General features: G+C 61.3%; 2 protein-coding genes. Both read left to right on the top strand.

The window, feature by feature from the left end; all coding sequences use genetic code 11:
• Positions 1-1,700 (top strand): hypothetical protein (locus J4F42_12150; GenBank protein MCE2486260.1); only part of this gene is annotated, 1,700 nt, incomplete at its 5' end.
• 469 nt (positions 1,701-2,169) lie between these two features.
• The coding region (locus J4F42_12145; protein ID MCE2486259.1) for a hypothetical protein at positions 2,170-4,213 on the top strand (2,044 nt) is incomplete at its 3' end.

Here is a 4,213-nt window from a genome sequence, read left to right as displayed (position 1 = left end):
ACATTGTCAACCCCTTACGGATTGACCAGAACCTGGGTGTGGGCGAGAAGTTTGACGAATTTCGCAGCCCCATTCTAGCCCTCAAAGCCTTGTACGATATCGGCAACATCGGCACCTGGGTTTCGGGGGTAGGAATCGAAGGGTATTACACGCCCCGGTATCGCGGCGGTCAGACCGACCTGCTGGTCGAAGACGGCTGGCGAATTCAGCAGCAGATACGCGGCTGTGAAAAGGACGGGGTGTATTACGACTGGTCTCTCCACGACTGCGGAACGGTAGGTTCGGACAGCTCGATCCGTATGCTGCCCTACCGGCCGGTCTGGCTGGGCAAACGGCGCTCCGATCATCCCTGGGCGCTGGCGGCAACCGGCAACAACGCCAGAAGAGACTCGGCCGACTTCCTGTGTCTGACTGGTGCCCGGTGTGCGGCCGACGTGCCGGGCGACCGGGTGAGTGCTCGGGTCAACCTGCCCAAGGGCAACTCACACCACCACAGCCGGGGCAACTGGCACTCAGGGGGCGTCCGTATTATCGGCAGCACCTGGTTCAACCTCGACTTCTCCCTCAACTACATGTACATCCCCTACACCTTTGCCAACGGCAACACGGTCAGTGACTTCAGCAATTATGGACCGGATCTGGATGGAGACGGGTTCATAGATGGGACCGTTGGAGATGATGGGACAGGGGTTGAGCCCGACGGCACCTTCCGCGAGGGCTTGCTGCGCTGTGTGTCGCCCAGCGGCAAGGAACAGGTCGCGGCCAATGGCCGGACCAACGGCGGCTTCTTCGGTAGGCGGTTGGGGACCGACGTGTCCGGCTACAACTGGAGAGAGCCCCACCTCGACGAGGACGGTCGGCCGACCGACGAGGCCAAACAGGCCCACGCCATCCGGCAGAATTATACCTTCTGCACCAACGGCTTCAGCCACCAACGGCGCTACTCGAATGTGATCGGCTTCACCCTGACCTACAACGACTTCGACTACACCGGTGCGGTGTTCCGTTTTGAGCAGAGCTACAGCACCAAGGAAGCCCTGAACAAAAGAACGTTTACAGCCAATCAGGAACCACAAGACACTGGTCATCGCGCTCGGCGCCGGGGCCGGATTCTGAACAGCGCTGGCGTGTGGCGCAGCATGGCTGGGTTTGACCTGATCCAGTCGCTGATGAGCTATCCTGGCATGGGTTGGACCCGCCACCTGCCCGGCCAGTTCGGCGTCCAGACCTCCTTCCTGACCGGCCAGTGGCTGATGCTGTACCAAAACACCGGCCGTTCGGGCATGACCAGCAACATGTGTAACTGGAACTTCTCCCAGGGGACCCCGGCATCCATTCCGGAACCGGACCCCGCGAAGAGGACACAAGGCGACGGGAAACATGACCCGGCCAACCCGGACGATCCGCTGGCTCCACAGCGGGACGCGGAGCGCGGCTGTCTGTTCACCCTGGCGTTTGCCGGCAACGGCTACTTCCGGGGCAAGCTGGAAGGCCGCAACGCGGTGGCCTGGGAGCCGCGTGGTGGCCATGTGTTGCTGTTCTCGCAGTGGTGGTGGCGTGAGCTGAAAAGCCTGCCGTTCGACATTTCGGCTGGCACGGCTTGGTTCTTGGGCAGCTCGAACGACCACTCGTGGACGCTGCTCAACTACTTCTCCCACCGCGACATGGTCTGGTTTGAGGCGACCTACTACCTCATCTAGCCATAGGCGGGGCGACGTTTGGGTCGCCCCGCCTTTGCCTCACTCCGGCGTTCCCGGTCGGAGACCGGGCGCCGTCACAACAGCGCGGGCGGACCCTGCACCCGCGCTCCCGCTTAAGCCCGTCTTTCCTCCCGGCTCCATATTCGGATGACGTATATGCCTGTATTTGCTTCATTTTTTTGATGCTGTCACAAAATTGTAAAGAAACTTGCACAACCGGGCGCTTTTGGGTATAAGGCGCAGAGCGCGGAACAAGAGAGGGCATCTCTTGACAGGCAGGGAATACAACCGAGCCATACCGGTGAACGTGAAGGGAGGGCAGGCGTATTTTTCCTGCTGTAGGCATACATCTGAGAAAGGAGGTTCATATCCACAGGAGAAATATTTCTTCTGCGCACTGGAGGAGGTGGAGAGGATGAGGAAAAAAGGACTTTTGCTCGCAAAACCTGAGCAAGGAGGGCACAAGATAATGAGGAGAGCAAAAACACTAGGACGACGACTCGTCCTGGGCGCGCTGGTCGGCGCACTTGGGCTGTTGACCTGGGGCACGGATGCCTGGGCGTCAGTCCGCCTGGCACCGGACATTGAACTCCAGACCTGGTATCGCATGCGCCACAGTTTTCAGACCGACGGCAGCGAACATTTCGACTGGGTGCAGTGGCGGAATGAGGGGTTTATCTGGCTGACCTACGACAACTTTTACAACCGCGGCAAATTCTTCGGGAAATTCGAGATCCCTGTCCCCCTGGTGGAAAGCGCCTCCTTCAGCGGGCGCTGGCGCTCCCGGGTCGATCCGGTCTACGTCATCCGCGATCACTACAAAAACCTGTACGACGAAGAGCATACCTCGAACTGGCTGGTGCCCGAGAACGGCTTTCGGGATCTGTACGTCGATGTGGACCACGGCAACATCGGACCGGGCAAGCTGTACACCCGCTGGGGCTATCAGCAGATTGTGTGGGGCGAGTCCGACCTGTTCCGTTCGATTGATATCGTCAACCCCCTGCGGATTGACCAGAACTTCGGCGTGGGCGAGAAGTTCGACGAATTTCGCAGCCCGAGTCTGGCCGTCAAGGCGCTGTACGACATCGGCAACATCGGCACCGTAATTTCGGGCGCCGGTCTTGAGGCGTTCTACACGCCCAAGTTCCGGTATGGCACGAGAGACCTCGTGCTCGAAGACGGCTGGCGCAACCAGTTCCAGATGCGTGGCTGCGAAAGAGACGGGGTGTACTACGACTGGTCCATGCACGATTGCGGGCAGGTGGGTTCGGACGGCACGATCCGCATGCTGCCCTACCGGCCGGCCTGGCTGGGCAGTCGGCGTTCCGACCATCCCTGGTCGCTCCAGATCACCGGCAACAACGCCCGCACCGACTCGGCCGACTTCCTGTGTGAGACCGGAGCGCGGTGTGCGGCCGATGTCCCGGGCGACCGGACGAGCATCATCGTCAACCTGCCCAAGGGCAACTCGCACCACCACAGCCGGGGGCACTGGCACGCAGCCGGCGCCCGTTTTATCGGCAGCACCTGGTTCAACCTCGACTTCTCCCTGAACTGGCTGTACGTCCCCTTCACCTTTGCCAACGCCAACACTGTTGATGACTTCAGCCAGTATGGGCCGGACATGGATGGCGACGGCATGATTGACGGAACAACGCAGGAGGCTGCCGGCACCTTCCGCGAGGGTTTGCTGCGCTGTCTGTCGCCCAGCGGCAAGCAGGGTGTGGGGGCCAACGGCCGGACCAACGGCAACTTCTTTGGCGGCCTGCACGGCACCGACCTGTTGGGTTACGACTGGGGCGAGCGCCACGTCGACGAGAACGGTCTGCCGACCGATGAGGCCAAGCAGGCTCACGCCATTCGGCGCAATTACACCTACTGCACCAACGGCTTCAGCCACCAACGGCGCTACTCGCACGTCATTGGCTTCACCCTGACCTACAACGACTTCGACTACACCGGTGCGGTGTTCCGCTTCGAGCAGAGCTACAGCACCAAAGAAGGCTTGAACAAAAGGACACTTACCTCACATCAGGATCGACCAATAGACGCGAATTCCCGTGCTCGGCGGCGGGGCCGGATTCTGAACAGCGCGGGTGTGTGGCGCAGCATGGCTGGGTTTGACCTGATCCAGTCGCTGATGAGCTATCCCGGCATGGGTTGGACCCGGAACCTGCCCGGCCAGTTCGGCGTCCAGACCTCCTTCCTGACCGGCCAGTGGCTGATGATGTACAACAACACCGGCCGCGGCGGCATGAGTAACAACATGTGCAACTGGAACTTCGCCCAAGGGCTGCCGGCATCCGTTGCGGAGCCGGACGCTGCGCTGCGGACCCAGGGCGACGGCAAGTACGACCCGGCCAACCCGGACGATCCGCTGGCGCCCAAGCGCGACGCCGTGCGTGGCTGTGGCTCCAAGCGCTGGAACCATCTGTTCACCCTGGCGTTTGCCGGCAACGGCTACTTCCGGGGCAAGCTGGAAGGCCGCAACGCGGTGGCCTGGGAGCCGC

The sequence above is a fragment of the Desulfurellaceae bacterium genome, from assembly GCA_021296095.1.
Taxonomy (GTDB): Bacteria; Desulfobacterota; Binatia; order Bin18; family Bin18; genus JAAXHF01.
The sequence above is the reverse complement of the archived record's forward strand: the minus strand, read 5'-3'. Positions and strand labels throughout refer to the sequence as shown.